The organism is Variovorax sp. HJSM1_2 (genome assembly GCF_049316285.1).
GTDB lineage: Bacteria > Pseudomonadota > Gammaproteobacteria > Burkholderiales > Burkholderiaceae_C > Rhodoferax_B.
On the sequence record NZ_JBMOXA010000006.1, the window covers coordinates 248100 to 265050 of the forward strand.

Annotated in this window: 15 protein-coding genes and 1 pseudogene; 12 read left to right on the top strand and 4 right to left on the bottom strand. The window is 64.0% G+C overall.

Annotation, left to right across the window (positions count from 1 at the left end; genetic code table 11):
- The first annotated feature begins 109 nt into the window (after nt 1–109).
- From ACFQ95_RS09245 to ACFQ95_RS09260, 4 genes are read left to right on the top strand one after another with little or no spacing between them, the layout of a single operon-like run.
- Nucleotides 110–1186 (top strand): NAD(P)/FAD-dependent oxidoreductase, encoded by a 1077-nt coding sequence (locus ACFQ95_RS09245; protein ID WP_422830554.1) that lies wholly within the window; start codon nt 110–112, stop codon nt 1184–1186.
- Between the two features lie 16 nt (nt 1187–1202).
- Nucleotides 1203–2171, top strand: a complete 969-nt coding sequence (gluQRS, locus tag ACFQ95_RS09250; protein WP_422830555.1) for a tRNA glutamyl-Q(34) synthetase GluQRS — start codon at nt 1203–1205, stop codon at nt 2169–2171.
- Nucleotides 2168–2923 carry a tRNA (guanosine(46)-N7)-methyltransferase TrmB gene (trmB, locus tag ACFQ95_RS09255; RefSeq protein WP_422830556.1) on the top strand — a complete coding sequence of 252 codons (756 nt, stop codon included), beginning with the start codon at nt 2168–2170 and terminating at the stop codon, nt 2921–2923. The genes gluQRS and trmB overlap by 4 nt, the downstream gene beginning before the upstream one ends.
- Nucleotides 2920–3846, top strand: a complete 927-nt coding sequence (locus tag ACFQ95_RS09260) for a pseudouridine synthase (RefSeq protein ID WP_422830557.1) — start codon at nt 2920–2922, stop codon at nt 3844–3846. The genes trmB and ACFQ95_RS09260 overlap by 4 nt, the downstream gene beginning before the upstream one ends.
- Nucleotides 3847–3882: 36 nt before the next feature.
- On the opposite strand, the gene ACFQ95_RS09265 is transcribed toward ACFQ95_RS09260, so the two are convergent.
- From ACFQ95_RS09265 to ACFQ95_RS09280, 4 genes are all read right to left on the bottom strand, one after another.
- Nucleotides 3883–4680 carry a hypothetical protein gene (locus ACFQ95_RS09265; protein ID WP_422830558.1) on the bottom strand — a complete coding sequence of 266 codons (798 nt, stop codon included), beginning with the start codon at nt 4678–4680 and terminating at the stop codon, nt 3883–3885.
- On the bottom strand, nt 4680–5006 hold the full coding sequence (locus ACFQ95_RS09270) for a hypothetical protein (RefSeq protein ID WP_422830559.1): 327 nt from the start codon (nt 5004–5006) through the stop codon (nt 4680–4682). Before ACFQ95_RS09270 ends, ACFQ95_RS09265 begins: the two co-directional genes overlap by 1 nt.
- A gap of 383 nt (nt 5007–5389) precedes the next feature.
- Complete coding sequence (gene alaS / locus ACFQ95_RS09275; protein ID WP_422830560.1) at nt 5390–8020, bottom strand: alanine--tRNA ligase; 2631 nt, start codon at nt 8018–8020, stop codon at nt 5390–5392.
- 115 nt (nt 8021–8135) lie between these two features.
- Complete coding sequence (locus ACFQ95_RS09280) at nt 8136–9554, bottom strand: MFS transporter (protein WP_422830561.1); 1419 nt, start codon at nt 9552–9554, stop codon at nt 8136–8138.
- 265 nt (nt 9555–9819) lie between these two features.
- On the opposite strand from ACFQ95_RS09280, the gene ACFQ95_RS09285 reads away from it, so the two are divergent.
- The 8 genes and pseudogenes from ACFQ95_RS09285 to ACFQ95_RS09320 all read left to right on the top strand — a co-directional run.
- Nucleotides 9820–10743 (top strand): LysR family transcriptional regulator, encoded by a 924-nt coding sequence (locus tag ACFQ95_RS09285; protein ID WP_422830562.1) that lies wholly within the window; start codon nt 9820–9822, stop codon nt 10741–10743.
- A gap of 379 nt (nt 10744–11122) precedes the next feature.
- Complete coding sequence (locus tag ACFQ95_RS09290; protein ID WP_422830563.1) at nt 11123–12037, top strand: dihydrodipicolinate synthase family protein; 915 nt, start codon at nt 11123–11125, stop codon at nt 12035–12037.
- A 30-nt stretch (nt 12038–12067) separates the two neighbouring features.
- Entirely contained in the window at nt 12068–13201 is a 1134-nt protein-coding gene (locus tag ACFQ95_RS09295) for a branched-chain amino acid ABC transporter substrate-binding protein (RefSeq protein ID WP_422830564.1), read from the top strand.
- 20 nt (nt 13202–13221) lie between these two features.
- Nucleotides 13222–14349, top strand: coding sequence for an NAD(P)/FAD-dependent oxidoreductase (locus ACFQ95_RS09300; protein ID WP_422830565.1), 1128 nt, complete (start codon nt 13222–13224; stop codon nt 14347–14349).
- Nucleotides 14346–14618 (top strand): 2Fe-2S iron-sulfur cluster-binding protein, encoded by a 273-nt coding sequence (locus ACFQ95_RS09305; protein ID WP_422830566.1) that lies wholly within the window; start codon nt 14346–14348, stop codon nt 14616–14618. Before ACFQ95_RS09300 ends, ACFQ95_RS09305 begins: the two co-directional genes overlap by 4 nt.
- Nucleotides 14615–15901, top strand: a pseudogene (locus tag ACFQ95_RS09310) (FAD-dependent oxidoreductase); the annotation flags it as partial. The gene ACFQ95_RS09305 and the pseudogene ACFQ95_RS09310, both read left to right, overlap by 4 nt.
- Nucleotides 15902–15949: 48 nt before the next feature.
- Nucleotides 15950–16717 carry an ABC transporter ATP-binding protein gene (locus ACFQ95_RS09315; protein WP_422830579.1) on the top strand — a complete coding sequence of 256 codons (768 nt, stop codon included), beginning with the start codon at nt 15950–15952 and terminating at the stop codon, nt 16715–16717.
- Nucleotides 16710–16951 (top strand): ATP-binding cassette domain-containing protein (locus ACFQ95_RS09320; protein ID WP_422830567.1); only part of this gene is annotated, 242 nt, incomplete at its 3' end. The genes ACFQ95_RS09315 and ACFQ95_RS09320, both read left to right, overlap by 8 nt.

A 16951-nucleotide genomic window follows, 5' to 3' on the forward strand; every position in this document is an offset into this window, starting at 1 on the left:
CGTGTAGAGTGGACGCCGTGGGCATTGGCAATTTGTGCTGGCCACACGGAGCTGAGACAAAGACAACGACCGCCGTCACAACGTTCTGACACTCAACCAGGCAACCGACATGAAAACATCCAAACCGAAAGCCAAACCTCCTCGACGCATTGCCGTCATCGGCGCCGGCATCGCCGGCATCGCCTGTGCCCGCACCTTGATGCAGGCAGGCCATCACGTCACGGTGTTCGACAAAAACCAAGCCGTGGGCGGACGCATGGCCACCACCGAGACAGCGTTTGGCACCTTCGACTACGGCGCGCAATACTTCACCGTGCGTGACCCGCGTTTTCTGCTGGCCCTGCAAGCCACGGCCCAGCATGTTTGCCGCCCCTGGAGCGCCAACCTGGTGCGTGTGCTCGACGCCTTTGGCCGCGTCGCTTCTGCCGCTCTGCCCGGCCGTGAATCACATTGGGTGCCTACCCCCGGCATGAACGCACTCGTCGAACACTGGGCCCAGCCCTTTGTCAGCCAGAAGCAGATCGAACTGGAAACCCGCGTGGTTGGCATTGAACGCGATCGCATGGCGCCCAGACAATGGCAGTTGCGCACCCAGGGCTCGCCCGGCGTGCCGGACGCGGAACACGTGTTCTCCGGCTTCGACCAAGTGCTGCTGGCCACCACCGCAGCGCAGGCGCAGCGCCTGTTGTTTGACGACGCCGCCCATCCCAAATTCGCCAAGGCGCTGCAGGACGTACGCGTCGCTCCGTGCTGGACACTGCTGCTGGCCTACCCACAGGCGAGCCAGCCCACGCTGAGCCACCTGGGGCCGCAGTGGAACGCGGCGCGCAGCAACCACCACCGCATCGCCTGGCTGGCCCGTGAATCATCCAAACCCGGCCGTGGCGGTGTGGAACGCTGGACCGTGCAGGCCAGCGCCGCGTGGTCACACGAACACCAGGAAGACGACACCCCGCGCGTACAGGCCAAGCTACACAAAGCCTTTGCCGAAGTCACCGGCATCCGCGCCGAACCGACCATGGCCACCGTGCACTGCTGGGGCTCGGCACAAACCATCAAACCCCTGGGCCGCAGCCATCTGTGGGACGACAAAGCCGGTCTGGGCCTGGCGGGCGACTGGTGTCTGGGGCATCGGGTCGAAGACGCTTTTATCTCGGGCCTGGAGTTGGCGCTCAGCGTGGCATGAGTCAAGAGGTGGTGATTTGAGCGGCGACGCTGGCCGCTACGTCGGTGATTACATCGGCCGCTTTGCCCCCTCCCCCACGGGCCCGCTGCATGCGGGCTCGTTGGTTGCGGCCCTGGCCAGTTGGCTCGACGCGCGCGCCCATGGCGGCCAGTGGCTGGTGCGCATCGAAGATGTGGATAGCCCGCGCTGCCTGCCGGGCATGGACCGCGTCATCCTGCAACAACTCGCCGCCTGCGGTTTATGGCCCGATGCCGAGCCCGTGTGGCAATCGCAGCGTGGCCCGCTTTACCAGCAGGCGCTGGACCTGTTGCAGCAGACAAAGCTGGTCTATCCCTGCGCTTGCTCACGCAAAGAAATCGCCCAAGCCGCGTTGAAGCTCGGGCAAGCCCCGACGCGGCATGGTGAACTGGTTTATCCCGGCACCTGCCGGCACGGACTGGATGGCAAACCCGCGCGCGCCTGGCGTCTTGACATTCAAAAATCTGAAGAAAAATCGGCTTCCAGGCATGCTGCTCAAGCGCAAAATGCTACTTTTTCAATAACAAACAACATGCTGCACTGGGCGGATCGCCGCCTCGGCCTCCAACAGCAAAACGTAGCCCAGGAGGTCGGCGATTTCGTTTTGCGCCGAGCCGATGGCCTCTGGGCCTACCAGCTCGCGGTTGTTGTGGACGACGCGGCCCAAGGCATCACCCACGTGGTGCGCGGCGAAGATCTGGCCGACAACACGCCGCGCCAGATCTTGTTGCAGCAAGCCCTGGCCCTGGCCACCCCGCACTACCTGCACACGCCGCTGGTGCTAGGCGTCAACGGCGAAAAACTGTCCAAGCAAAATGGCGCACAGGCCTTCGACATGTCCATGCCAAACGCCGCGCTGGACGCCGCGGCGAAGGCCTTGCAGTTGCCGCCCGTGACAGGTAGCCGTGAAGAAAAGCTGGCTTACTGGATAAAGGCTTGGCACGGTATTTACAATCTCGCTCCGTGAACGCCCCAATTTCCTCCCCTCTCGTCCCGGACACCAGCCCCGAAGCCTCGCCACAAGCGGCGCCCGCCGGTGTCCCCTTTCCCAAGACCATCAAGAGTTTTGTGCGCCGCGCTGGCCGCACTACCGTGGGCCAAGCCAAGGCCACGGAAGAGTTGGGCCCGCGTTTTGTGCTGCCCTACGCGGCCCGACCGCTGGACTTGACCGCGGCGTTTGGCCGTAAAGCCCCCACGGTGCTGGAAATCGGCTTTGGCATGGGCGAGGCGTCGGCGCACATTGCCAAGGTGATGCCGGACACCAACTTCCTGTGCTGCGAAGTGCATGAACCCGGCGTGGGTTCGCTGCTCAAGCGCATAGGCGAACAAAATATCGGCAACATCCGCATCCTGGCGCACGACGCCGTGGAAGTGATAGACAACATGCTGCCCGAGGGCTCCATCGAGGGCGTGCATATCTTCTTTCCCGATCCGTGGCACAAAAAACGCCACAACAAACGTCGCCTGGTGCAGCCAGCCCTGGTGGCCAAGCTCGCGGCCCGGCTGAAGATCGGCGGCTACCTGCATTGCGCCACCGACTGGGAACCCTATGCCGTGCAAATGCTGGAGGTGCTGGGTGCAGAGCCACGTCTGAAGAACACCTCACACGACCCATCGGGCTACGCCAACAAACCGCCTTACCGCCCACTCACCAAGTTTGAAAATCGCGGCATTCGCTTGGGCCACGGCGTATGGGATGTGGTGTTCCGACGCGCGTGAAAGCAAGCCCGGGGCGGCAAAACGCCGCCCAGCACACACCACCGGTGCGCAACGGGGTAGGCCCCAGTCTGGTCGGCCTGCCCGATGGGGCATGGGCCACGGTGGCGGACTTTCTGGCAGAGCGTTTTCCGGCGATTCCCCGGGCTGATTGGCTCAAACGCATGAGCCGTGGCTTGGTGGTCGATCTTGCGGGAACCCCCGTCCCCCCTACAGCGCCCTACCGGGCGCACTCCCGCCTGTTCTATTACCGCGACGTAGAAGACGAAATCAAGCTTCAGCTCGACGCCACCATCCTGTTTCAGGACAGGCATCTGCTGGTGGCCGACAAACCGCATTTCCTGCCCAGCGTGCCGGGCGGCCAGTACCTGACACAAACGCTGCTGGTCAAACTCAAGCAGCAGCTTGGCATCGATTCGCTGGCACCATTGCACCGGCTCGACCGCGAAACCGCCGGCATCACCCTCTTCTCCATACGCCCGGAAGACCGCAACGCCTACCACCGGCTGTTTCGCGAACGACTGGTGCACAAACATTACGAAGCCATTGCACCCGCACGCCCGGAACTGGCTTTTCCCCGGCTGCACCGCAGTTGCATGGCCCAGGGTGAGCCCTTTTTTCGTTTGTGTGAGGTCGAGGGCGCGGTGAACTCCGAAACCCAGATGAAGCTGCTGGAGCAACGTGGCGCCTGGGCACGCTACAGTTTGTCGCCACTGACTGGCAAGCGCCATCAGCTACGGGTGCACATGGCGGCTATTGGCGCCCCGATCCGCAACGACCGTTTTTACCCGGTGGTGGACAACAGCCCGGAAGACATGGCACAACCGCTGCAGTTGCTGGCCCGTGCAGTGCGTTTCACCGACCCGGTCACGGGTGAACTCAGGGTATTCGAAAGCGCGCGGCGCCTGGTGCTGCCGGACGCCTAAGCCCGGGGGCGCCTAGCGCCAGACAGGCGATACACCTCAAGCTTGCGCGGTATCGGCCAAGACGCGGTAGACACTTTTGATCAGCGCCAGTACCTGGCGTGTTGTCAGGGCCAGGGTATCCGAGATCTCGTGCAAACCCGTACCACACGCCACCAGGCGCAACACATCCACCTGCGGCTCGGTCAACTCCGCGCCGCCTGCGGCCGGGTGCAGGCCGGCTGCAGCAAGCGGAAACCGCGACAAAACTCGCCGCGCAATACCCGGGCTGATAAGCGCGCCACCGTCACGCAAGGCCAGCACACAAGCAACAATCCATTCGGCTGCGGCATCTTTGAAAAAGTAACCCGATGCACCCGCTTCTATGCAGGCCAACACATATCCGTCGTTGCCCACCGGGGTGCGCAACAAAATCTCCGTGTGTGGTGAAGCCACACGGCAAGCACGGATCGAAGCCGCCACGCCGGCATCGCCCCTGCCGATGTCCATCACCAAGATGTCCGGAGACTGGTGCCTGACCTCTTCCACCAGCTCAGCGGCGTATTCCAGGCCGTATTCCAGGCCGTAGTCCAGCGGCGGCAGCAACTGAAAACCCGCATAGGCACGGACCACGCCGACCAAGCGCTCCAGGTCGGGACCGGGTGTATCCACGATCAGCACACGCACACCACCCACTGGTGTAGCCGCCAAGTCACTAGGTGCCAGAGGTGCGCCCAAGCTGCTGACGGGATCTGCGTTGGCACAACGCGATGCGCTCAGCCGATCCGAGGCGCGTCGGCCATACAAGCTCAGGTGCGGAACACCAAAATAGCGTTGCCCCAGGGTAGAGGCTTGCATCACCACACCTTTGACGGGCCGGTTGCCATGACCGCCGCGCCGCCGGCCTGACCGTTGACGACGGCAGGTGTCACATTTGACGGCGCCACGGGCACCGGGCTGCGGGAAAGCTCCATACGCTCACGGTTTGGCTGCGTCGGTGGGCTCAGCAATGTATCCAGTCGCGGAATCAAATGGCCGGCACCCACGGCCAAGGCAAGACAGCCGGCAATCCATAACATCCCGGCGCGATCGAAATACGCGGAAGCCCCCACCGGGCCCGTCTTGGGCTCAGGCCCAGACAGCATTTCCGCAGTGTCGGCCGGTTGAAATTGCTTGTTGCTCATGCTTCCCTCGCTCTTGTTGTGGCTTCTTCTTGGTGGCGCCTTGGCACTGCGGGACAGCGACCAGGCGATCCAGATGCGCGTTGACAGGTGCGTGCAACGCAGGTGCTATTTGGCCTCGGGAATGGGCCGGGCCTCGTTGCATATTTCACAAGAAGCGCGCATTTCGCTAGCTTGGCCGCTTCGAGATGGCTAAACGTTGATTTCTGCTCAGTTGGACGGCTTCAGCAGCCGTCAAACGCGCGCGCGGGCGCGCGGATGCGGCTAGAACCGCCCTGCCTGGCCAAGGCCCAAGAGCCTGGTCGTCGCCTGGCCCATCAGGATTTTGCAGAGTATGCGCGCGGCACGGCCTGCACAGCCGCGCCCGAAACTGCGCGCAGAACCGATCAGACAGCGAGTTGCTGCTGCACCCAGGCTTGCACCGAGGCCAGCGCGGCCGGCAAGGCTGCCGCATTGGTGCCGCCGGCCATGGCCATGTCAGGCTTGCCGCCACCCTTGCCACCCACTTGCTGGGCCACAAAGTTGACCAGCTCACCGGCCTTGACCTTGGCCGTGGTTTCCTTGCTCACGCCCACGGCGATCTGCACCTTGTCGCCGTCCACCGCAGCCAGCACCACCACGGAAGGCTGGAGCTTGTCGCGCAGCTGCGTCAGGGTGTCGCGCAGGGTCTTGGCATCCGCGCCGTCGAGTCGTGCCGCCAGCAGCTTGATACCAGCAACTTCCACGGCCTGCTGCAGCAGCTCGGCGCCCTGGTTGGCGGCCAGCTTGCTCTTCAGAGCGGCGACTTCCTTTTCCAGCGCCTTGGCGTTGTCCAGCGCTTGTGCGATGCGCGACTGCAACTCGGCCACCGGCGCCTTGAAGCTGGCCGCAGCCTGGGCCACGGTGGCTTCGGTTTCCTGCAGATAGGCCAGGGCGTTCAGGCCGGTGATGGCCTCGATGCGGCGCACGCCAGCGGCAATGCCGCCCTCGCCCACCACCTTGAACAGACCGATGTCGCCGGTACGCTGCACGTGGGTGCCGCCGCAGAGTTCACGGCTGGAGCCGATGTCGAGCACACGCACGGTTTCGCCGTACTTCTCGCCGAACAACATCATGGCGCCGGTCTTCTGGGCCGACTCGATGTCCATGATGCGTGCCTGGGTCGGCTCGTTCTTCAGGATCTCGGCGTTGACGATGTCCTCGATCTGGCGGATCTGCGCATCGGTGACCGGTGCGCCATGCGCAAAATCGAAACGCGTACGCTCGGCGTTCACCAACGAACCCTTTTGCTGCACGTGCTCACCCAGCACTTCGCGCAAGGCCTTGTGCATCAAGTGGGTGGCCGAGTGGTTGCGCACGGTGGCGGCGCGTACGGCGGTGTTGACCTCGGCGCTCACGCTGTCGCCCACCTTGAGCGAACCCTCGGCCAGCGTACCTTGGTGGCCGTAGACATCGGCCTTGATTTTTTGTGTGTCGCCCACGTCGAAGCGCACACCAGCAGCGGTCAGGCGGCCTTCGTCGCCCACCTGTCCGCCGGATTCTGCATAAAACGGCGTGGTGTCCAGCACCACGGTGCCAGTTTGGCCACTCTTTAGCTCGTTAACGCTGGTACCGTCTACGTAGAGCGCTACCACTTTCGCAGCAGACTGCAGGCCGTCGTAGCCGGTGAACAGATTGCCCTCGCCGGTGTATTCCAGCGCCTTGTCCATCTTGAACTTGCCAGCGGCGCGGCCCATGGCTTTCTGGTTTTCCATGGCGGCGGCAAAGCCGGCTTCGTCCACCGTGACACCGCGCTCGCGGCAGACGTCGGCCGAGAGGTCCAGCGGGAAGCCGTAGGTGTCGTGCAGCTTGAAGGCGACTTCGCCGGGCAGGACGCTGACACCGCCCGCCAGGGCTGCGTCCAGAATGCCCATGCCGTTGGCCAGGGTCTCAAAGAAGCGCTCTTCTTCGGTCTTCAGCACTTCGATGATGCGTTGTTCGTCGGCACGCAGCTTGGGGTAGGCGTCGCCCATCAGCGCCACCAGGTCGGGCACCAGCTTGTGGAAGAACGGCTTTTTGCAACCCAGCAGGTAACCATGGCGAATCGCACGGCGCACGATGCGGCGTTGCACATAGCCACGGCCTTCGTTGCTAGGAATCACGCCATCGGCCACCAGGAACGAGGTGGCACGGATGTGGTCGGCGATCACACGCAGGCTCTTCTGGTTCAGGTCGCTGACGCCGGTTTCGCGGCCAGCGGCCTTGATCAGTGCGTCGAACAGGTCGATCTCGTAATTGCTGTGCACGTGCTGCAAGATGGCGGCGAGGCGCTCCAAACCCATGCCGGTGTCCACGCAGGGTGCGGGCAGCTTGGTGACCGAACCATCCTCGGCCATGTTGAACTGCATGAACACGTTGTTCCAGATCTCGATGAAGCGGTCACCGTCTTCTTCGGGGCTGCCCGGAGGGCCGCCGGGGATGTGGTCGCCGTGGTCGTAGAAGATTTCCGAGCACGGGCCGCACGGGCCGGTGTCGGCCATCATCCAGAAGTTGTCGCTCTTGTAGCGGCCGCCCTTGTTGTCACCGATGCGGATCACACGCTCGGGTGGCAGGCCGATTTCCTTGGTCCAGATGTCGTAGGCCTCGTCATCTTCTTCGTAGACCGTGGCCAGCAGGCGCTCGGCCGGCAGCTTGTAAACCTCGGTCAGCAGTTCCCAGGCCCACTTGAGCGACTCGCGCTTGAAGTAATCGCCAAAGCTCCAGTTGCCCAGCATTTCAAAAAACGTGTGGTGGCGCGCGGTGTAACCGACGTTTTCCAGGTCGTTGTGTTTGCCGCCAGCACGCAGGCAGGCCTGCACCGAGGTTGCGCGCACGTAGGAACGCTTGTCCGTGCCCAGAAACACGTCCTTGAACTGCACCATGCCCGAGTTGGTGAACATCAGCGTGGGGTCGTTGCCCGGCACCAGCGAGCTGCTCGGCACCACGGTATGCCCCTTGGAGGCAAAGAAGTCGAGAAAAGTCTTGCGGATGTCTGCGACGGAAAGCTTTGGAGTGGTCATGGTGCGCAATGTTGGGAGCCGTGGGCCAAGGCCAGCCGTATGTTCACTTGCTGGCTTTGGTTTTGCCGAACCCGCGATTATAAATTTTCTTAGCGCCAAACCTATACAGCTGCTGTTATTTGGCGTGGCGCAGCCGCAGCGAACTGAAGACCCCCGCCATTGCGGCGAAACCTGCAGCAAGGCCCAGTGCCACGCGCACACCCGTGCCGTCGTGGGCGCTCCACAGGCTGAACACCACGGCGATCAACACCGCGCCCAGGGTTTGCCCGGTCAGACGCGCCGTGCCCAACATACCACTGGCCGCACCGCCCCGGTGGGCCGGTGGCGAGGTCAGGATGGTGTGGTTATTTGGCGACTGGAACACCGCAAACCCGACACCACACAAAGCCAGCCAGGCCGCGATTTCCACATCACCAGGCTGCGCGGGCAAACCTGCCAGCATCGCCAAACCAAGGGCCAGCAGACCCAGGCCAAGGCCGCCGAGCAGGCCATCGGCAATCTTGCCAATCAGCCGCCCCACCATGGGCGCCACCACCACAATGGCGATGGGCCAGGCGGTGATCAGCGCGCCGGCGGCAAAGTGGGAACGCCCCAGGCCATTCAACAGCATGAAGGGCAGCGCGATATAGGCCAGGGTCTGTGCGGTGAAAGCGGCCACAGAAGTACACATAGACAAGGCAAACACCGGGATGCGCAGCAGGTCCAGCGGCAGCAGCGGCACCACCTGGCGCATCTGCCGGCGTACATACACCAAGCCTACCGCCACACCCACGGCCAGCATGACGATGCCGCCAGTCAGTTCGGTCAGGGCTTTGCCATCCGCCACGCCGGTGCCCAGAGCGTCTGCACCCATGAACACCAGGCCGAACATCAGCGCATTGAGCACAATGTCCAGCGGCGCCAAGCGTGCTGCCGAGGACTGGCTGGCATGGTTGAACGGCAGCGCCGAACGCCCCAGGAACCACACCAGCACGCCCAGGGGAAGGTTGATCGCAAACAGCCAGGGCCACGAGGCCACGGACAAAATCGCCGCCGCCACGGTGGGGCCGGCCACCGAGGTCGAGGCCACCACCATGGAGTTGAAGGCCACACCACGCCCAAACAGGTCTTTGGGATAAGTCAGCCGCACCAGCGCCGCATTCACCGCCATGATGCCGGCCGAGCCCAGGCCCTGCAGCACCCGCGCCGTCACCAGCCAGGGCAAGGAAGTGGCCATCACACAGCCCAGCGATGCCACGGTGAACAGCGCCACGCCCCACAGATAGACGCGCCGGTAACCGATCTGGTCACCCAGCGCCGCCAACGGCAACAGCGCCACCAGCACCGCCATCTGGTAGGCATTGACCACCCAGATGGTTTGTGCGTCGGTCACCTTCAGGTCCACTGCCAGGCCCGGCAAGGCCAGGTTGACGATGGTGCCGTCGAGCACCGAGAAGGCCACGCCCAACAGGATGACAAACATGGCGCGGTAACGCGCGGGGGCGGGAAGTCCGTCTTGGATCGGAACTGTTGCAGACGCTAGAGTCATGGACATGTGGCCCCCGCATGGTGCATGACCAGCGCGAGCCCGTAAGAGAGGGCGAAGCCGCGATTGTGCCCAGAGCGAATACCCCATGGGCGTACCCAGCCATCGGGGCTGCTGGCAGTTTTGAGACAGAAGATGTTTGGCATGGTGTTGTGGTGATGGGTCGGTGCAGCCACTTTAGCGACGCGACACAGCCGGCGGAAGGCGCTGCGACTGCATTCATACACTGCAGTAAACGCCATGGTTCAGTTCAACACTCTCGTTACGATCAAGCATGTCCGAACCCGATTTAAACCTGCTGATTGCACTCGATGCCTTGTTGGCGGAGGTCAGCGTCGCAGGCGCGGCGCGCCGCCTTGGCCTCAGCGCCTCGGCCATGAGCCGCACCTTGATCCGCCTGCGTGAGGCCACAGGCGACCCGTTGCTGGTGCGCGCCGGCCGCCAGATGGTGCTGACACCCCACGCCGAGGCGCTGAGCCAACGCACGCAAGATGCTGTGCACCAGGCGCGCGCCTTGCTGAGTCCGGTCACCAGCGAGGCCGACTTCAGCACGCTGCAGCGCAGCTTCACCATACGCGCCAACGACGGTTTCATCGAAGCCTTCGCCGCGCCGCTGATCGCCGCCGCCATGGCCATCGCGCCGCAGCTGCGTTTGCGCTTCGCCCCCAAGCTGGAAAAGACGGCCGCGCATTTGCGCGAAGGGACGGCCGACCTGGAAATCGGCGTGCTCGGTGAAATGGGCCCCGAAGTACGCGTGCAGGCCTTGTTCCGCGATCGTTTTCTGGGCGTGGTCAGGGCCGGACATCCACTCGCATCAACGTTGGCCGTCAGCGCCGAACAATATGTGTCATTCGGCCACGTGGTGGCCTCGCGCCGCAGCGGCAAAAGCGGCCCGGTAGACCTTGGTCTGGCGGCCTTGGGGCTGAAAAGAAACATCGTCGCCGTGGTGCCCAGCTTTCCTGCGGCGCTGGCCGTGGCGCGGTCCTCGGATTTGGTGGCTTTGGTGCCTGAGACGTTTCTTGCCAACCCATCCGAGCCCCAAGCATCGGCACCCTACGCTTTTGAGCTACCCGTGCCCACCGAGCAGATCACCGTCTCGCAAATGTGGCACCCGCGCTTGGAAGCCGACCCAGCACACCGTTGGCTGCGGCAACTGGTGCTGACCGTGTGCCGCGCACGCGTGCCACAAAGCGGCTAACGCCCCAAAGCACCCAATCCCTGCTGGCATTGCGCCCTGAGGGTGGCAACCTCAGCATTTACAGAACGGTCTGCTGGTCCAGCACCAGACCCGGCCTGGCCACGCCCGTCGCCAAGCTAGCCCCAAATTGCGGCACGCCGCTTCAAGCGTGTGCCCGCCTGCGCCAAAACGGGTGATACCTGCGGGCAAACGCCCTGCATGCACCGCAAAGCTGCCCCAAAACGGCTGCAAATACACCCAAAAGATGTGGCACGCAACCTGCTTAATACCCCAACAAGATATTTTAAATATCTTCTTAATATATTAACAATCCTCTACCCAGAGAACACCACGACGGCCCTCGGGGCCTCTTCAACCTCACTTTTAGGAGCTCACTCTCATGACCAACCCGCGCTGGAAAGGCATCTTCCCCGCCATCACCACCAAGTTCCACGCCGACGAAAGCATAGACGCCGCCGGCACCGCCAAACACATTGATTTCCAGATCCGCAACGGCATTCACGGCCTGGTGACCTGCGGCTCCCTCGGCGAAGCCAGCACCCTGTCGCTGGAAGAAAAGCTGCAGGTCGCCAAGATCGCGCTGGAAGCCGCCGATGGCCGTATTCCGGTACTGGCCAACGTCTCGGAAACCAGCACCCGCGAAGCCCTGCGCTACATCGATGGCGCCAACAAACTGGGGGTGGCCGGCTTCATGGTGATGCCCTCGGTGATTTACGTCGCCGACGCCCGCGAAGCCATGCAGAACGTGCGCACCATGGCCAACGCGGCGCAAAAGCCCATCATGGTCTACAACAACCCGGTGGCCTACCGCGTCGACCTCAAGCCCGAACACATGGTGCAACTGGCCGACTGCGAACACATCGTCGCCATCAAGGAAAGCACCGACAACATCCGCCGCATCACCGACCTGCGCAACGTGCTGGGTGACCGCTACCAGTTGTTCCTGGGTGTGGACGACCTGGCCTATGAAGGCCTGGCGTTGGGCTGCGACGGCCTGCTGGCCGGTGTCGGTTGCGCCTTCCCGCGCGAAACCGTGGCGCTGTATGACCTGATGAAGGCCGGCCAGTGGGCCGAGGCGCTGAAGCTGTACCAGTGGATGACGCCCATGCTGCACCTGGATGTGTCGACCAAGCTGGTGCAGAACCTCAAGCTCATCGACCTGCTGGTGGGTGTGGGCACGGAACACATGCGCCGCCCGCGCCTGCCGCTGATCGGCGAAGAGCGCGCCTTCATCGAAAACATCGTCGCCAAGGCCCTGGCCACGCGCCCCACCCAGTACCAGTCGGTTGCCTGATTTCCGTCGTCATCACACCAGGAGACTCCCATGAACACCCGCCCCCATCTTCTCTCGGCCCTGGGCCTTGCCGTGTTGGCCTGCGCTAGCCAGGCGAGCGCCCAGGAACAGGTCGTGACCATAGGCCACAGCGGCCCGCTGTCCGGCCCCAATGCCTTCGCGGGCAAAGACAACGAAAACGGTGTCCGGCTCGCGATTGAGGAACTCAACGCCAGGAAGATGGTGGTGGCTGGCAAGACGCTGAAATTCGAGCTGTCGTCGGAAGACGACCAGTGTGATGCCAAGTCGGGCGTCAACGTGGCGCAAAAACTGGTCGACAACGGCGTCAAGTACGTGATGGGGCCTTACTGCTCCGGCGTCGCCATTCCGGCCTCGCGGGTGTACAGCAACGGCGGCGCCATGGTCTCCACCGTGGGCACCAACCCCAAGGTCACCGACGGTGGCTACAAGAACCTGTTCCGCATCATCGCCAGCGATACCCAGATAGGCTCGAACATGGCGGTCTACGCGGCCAAGGTGCTGAAGGTCAGCAAGGTTGCCGTGGTCGACGACCGCACCGCTTTCGGCCAGGGTGTGGCCGAAGAGTTCACCAAGGAAGCCAAGAAGCAGGGCCTGACGGTGGTGGGCCAGGAGTTCACGACCGACAAGGCGGTGGACTTCCTGTCCATACTCACCAGCCTCAAGGCCAGGCAACCCGAGGCCATCTTCTTCGGTGGTTATGCCCCCCAAGCCGCCCCCATGGCACGCCAGATGAAGCAGCTCGGCCTGACCGCCAAGCTGCTGGGCGGCGACACCTTGTGCAGTCCCGAGGTAGGCAAGCTAGGCGGTGATGCGGTAAACGACACCGTGTACTGCGCCCAAGGCGGCTCGATGCTGGAAAAAGCCGTTGGTGGCCCGGCCTTCAAGGCCAAGTACAAGAAGCGCTTCAACACCGACACCGATGCCTACGGCGCTTCGTTCTACGACCAGACCATGCTCATAGGCGAGGCTATGCAAAAGGCGAATTCGATTGACCCGAACAAGGTCGGAGCCGAAATCTACAAGGCCTCGTACAAGGGCGTGGCCGGCACCTACACCTATGACGACAAGGGCAACATGACACAAGCACCGATCACGGTGTTCACGTTCAAGAACACAGTGCCCACCGCGCTCGCAAGCTACTGACCCCCAACGTGCCCAGCTCCATGCAACCTGATGTGATCGTCATTGGCGCCGGTATCGTCGGCGCAGCCTGTGCCCACGCCCTGGCGCAGGCCGGCCAGCGCGTGTTGGTGCTGGACGCACAGCTGGGCGGTGCCACCGGCGCGGGCATGGGGCACCTGGTGGTGATGGACGACAACCCGGCCGAACTCGCCTTGAGCCGGCACTCTCTGGACCTGTGGCGCAGTCTGGTGCCGCGCCTCGCGGCCGATTGCGCCTACAGCGCCTGCGGCACCTTGTGGGTGGCAGCTGACGACGCCGAAATGGCCGCTGCCGAAGAAAAGGGGCAACGCCTGCGCACACAAGGTGTGGACTGCCGCTTGCTCAACGCCGCACAACTGGCCGCAGCCGAACCGGCACTTCGGGCGGGCCTGAGCGGCGCACTTGAAGTGATGGGCGACGCCATCGTCTACGCACCGAACGCCGCACGCTGGTTTCTGCACGACGCTGCACAGGGCGGCGGCCACATCACCGTCGCACAGGCCGAGGTTGTGGCCATTGAACCCGGCCACGTGCGCCTGGCCGATGGCAGCCAGCGCCACGCGCCGCAGATCCTGCTGGCCAACGGCATACACGCCACCAGACTGTGCCCGGAGCTGCCGATACGCCCGAAGAAGGGCCACCTGTTGATCACCGACCGCTACCCCGGCACGGTGCACCACCAACTGGTGGAGCTGGGCTACATCACCAGCGCGCACCACGCCGAAGGGCCCTCTGTGGCCTTCAACCTGCAGCCGCGCCCGACCGGCCAAATGCTCATAGGTTCCTCGCGCCAGTTCGACACCACCGACCTGGCCGTCGAACCTGACATGGTGGCGCAGATGCTGCAGCGCGCACTGCACTACATGCCAGCGCTGGGCGAGCTCAACGCCATCCGCAGTTGGACCGGCCTGCGCGCCGCCACCCCGGACAGTCTGCCCCTGCTCGGCCGCCACCCCTGGCGCGAAGGCCTGTGGCTGGCCGTGGGCCACGAAGGCCTGGGTGTGACCACGGCCACCGGAACGGCGCATCTGCTGGCCGCGCTGATGACGGGTGGCGCGCCCGCCTTCGCTCCCGCGCCTTATGCGGTCCAGCGTTTTGCCGCGACTTCTTCCGAGACCACACCAGCATGAACCGCGACAAACAAGTCAGTCTGCACATCAACGGCCAGGCCTTGCGCATTGCCGCCGGCACCTCGGTCGCCGCCGCGCTGCGCGTGGCGCAGGCAGCCCACACTATGACACATATGGGCGTGGCACGGCGATCGGTATTGGGCGAAGCGCGCGCGCCCTTTTGCGGCATGGGCATATGCCAGGAATGCCGCGTCAACATCGACGGCCGGCGCCGTTTGGCCTGCCAGACCCGCTGCGCCGACGGCATGGTGGTGGAGACCACGTCATGACCAACCCCACGTCCCTTCCCCTAGAACATTGCGACGTGCTGATCATAGGCGCCGGCCCCGCGGGCATGGCCGCCGCACTGGCGGCCGCGCCCAGCGGCGCTGCCATCACCATCGTCGACGACAACCCCTCGCCCGGTGGCCAGATCTGGCGCGATGGCCCATCCGTCGACCTGCCTGTTGGCGCCCTGCAGCGCCGCGATGCCATCGCGCGCTGCGCCAACATCCGCGTGTTCAGTGGCACACGTGTCATCGCCCAGTCCGGCCCGCAAGAGTTGCTGCTGGAGAATGCCGAACACGGCTGGCGCATGGGCTGGCAAAAACTGATTCTGTGCACCGGCGCACGTGAACTACTGCTGCCTTTTCCGGGTTGGACGCTGCCTGGCGTCAGCGGCGCGGGAGCATTGCAGGCGCTCATCAAATCCGGCATGCCAGTGAAAGACGAACGCATCATCGTCGCCGGCAGCGGCCCGCTGTTGTTGGCCGCAGCCGCCACGGCCAGCAAGGCCGGAGCCCATGTACTGCGCATCGCCGAACAGGCCAGCCTCAAAGCCGTGGCCGCTTTCGCGGCGCAACTCGCGCGCTGGCCAGACAAGGCCATGCAATCGCTAGGACTGTTCAACACGGCCTACCGCACAAGCAGCCACGTGCTCGCGGTGCAGGGCGAAGGCCGGGTGGAATCGGTGCAGCTACAACGCAACGTGCAAGGCAGCACGGCTCACATGGAACACATAGCCTGCGACCGTGTGGCCTGCGGCTTTGGCCTGGTGCCCAATACCGAACTCGGGCAACACCTGGGCTGTGCGGTAGTGCTGCGCAACGGCGCCGCCGCCCTGGCGGTAGATGCCCAGCAAGCCACCAGCCTGCCAAACGTTTACGCCGCCGGTGAAAACACCGGTGTGGGTGGCAGCGAACGCGCTTTGGCACAGGGCGCCATGGCCGGCCACGCTGCTGTGGGCAGCACCGCACAAGCCAAGGCCCTTCGCGCCCAAGGTGCGCGCTGGGAGCAATTCGCCAGCAGCCTGCAGCGCAGCTTCGCGCTGGCCGAGCCGCTGCGCCACCTGGCGACCCCCGACACCCTGGTCTGCCGCTGCGAAGACGTGCAACACGCATCGCTGGCGCAACACCACAGCTGGACTGAAGCCAAGCTGCACACCCGCTGCGGCATGGGTGCCTGCCAGGGCCGGGTGTGCGGCGCGGCCACGCAATTCATGTACGGCTGGGCCCCGAGCGCGCCGCGCCCGCCGCTGTCGCCGGTACGCATCAGCACGCTGGCCGGGCTTGCCGTGCTCCATTCGCAAAACCCCCCCCAGAAAACGCCGAGGAATTCCAGCATGCAGCCTGACTTCATACTCGAAACCAAGGGACTCAGCAAAGAGTTCCGTGGTTTCGTCGCCGTGCGCAACGTCGACCTCAAGGTCAGACGTGGCTCCATCCACGCGTTGATTGGCCCCAACGGCGCGGGCAAAACCACCGTCTTCAACCTGCTGACCAAGTTCCACATTCCCAGCGCGGGCAGCATCACCTTTAATGGCATAGACATCACCCACGAAAAGCCCGCGCAGATTGCGCGCCGCGGCATCGTGCGCTCGTTCCAGATCTCGGCCGTGTTCCCGCAACTCAGCGTGCTGGAGAACGTGAAGATTGCGCTGCAGCGCAAGGCCGGCCTTGACTACCGCTTCTGGCAGCCCGTGGCGGCGCTGCGCACCCTCGACCCTGTGGCCATGGCCCTGCTCGAACAGGTGGGCCTGACGAACGCCGCGCAACTGCTGGCCGGTGACCTGCCCTATGGCCGCAAACGCACACTGGAGATCGCCACCACCTTGGCGCTGGACCCCGAACTGCTGCTGCTGGACGAGCCCACCCAAGGTATGGGCCACGAAGACGTGGACCGCATCAAGGACCTGATCAAAAAGGTCTCGGCCGACCGCAGCATCCTGATGGTCGAACACAACATGAAGGTGGTCGCCGACATCAGCGACACCATCACCGTGTTGCAGCGCGGCGAGATCCTGGCCCAAGGGCCGTATGCACAGGTATCGGTCGATCCCGCCGTACGCGAAGCCTACATGGGCACGGAAGAAGAGGCCGAACATGTCTGACACCAACTCTTCAACCGTGCTGTCCATCAAGGACCTGAACGCCTGGTATGGGGAATCACATGTGCTGCGGGGCATAGACCTTGAAGTCAAGGCCGGTGAATGTGTCACGCTGCTGGGCCGCAACGGCGCGGGCCGCACCTCGACGCTGCGCGCCATACTCGGCCTGGTGGGCAAACGCACGGGCTCGATCATGGTGGAAGGCAAAGAAACCATCAGCATGCCGCCACACCGCAT